The sequence below is a fragment of the Staphylococcus pasteuri genome, from assembly GCF_030547725.1.
Taxonomy (GTDB): domain Bacteria; phylum Bacillota; class Bacilli; order Staphylococcales; family Staphylococcaceae; genus Staphylococcus; species Staphylococcus pasteuri.
The window spans coordinates 1-273 of record NZ_JAUOQO010000336.1 but is presented as its reverse complement, the minus strand read 5'-3'; the positions used below and the strand labels follow the sequence as shown (position 1 = coordinate 273).

Genomic DNA, 273 nt, shown 5'->3' with positions numbered 1-273 from the left:
GGACAGAAGAGGGTTGGACCCTGCCGGGCGACATCGACGCGCTGCGCGACATTTACAAGGATTTCCACCCAGAGGCCCGCGCCCTGCTGATGGCCTGTCGCGACGTGACCCGATCCGCCCTGCATGTGCGGGCGCCGATGCCGCGCTGGTCCGAGGGGCGGGTGGTTCTGCTTGGGGATGCGGCACATCCGATGGTGCCGTTCATGGCGCAAGGCGCATGTATGGCATCAGAGGATGCCGTGGTTCTGGGCTGCGCGTTGGACGGTGTGGACC

Annotated in this window: 1 protein-coding gene; it reads left to right on the top strand. The window is 66.7% G+C overall.

Going from position 1 to position 273, the window contains the following annotated elements; genetic code table 11:
- Nucleotides 1-273, top strand: a 273-nt coding sequence (locus Q4528_RS13890) for an FAD-dependent monooxygenase (RefSeq protein WP_303522173.1), incomplete at both ends; no start/stop codon positions are given.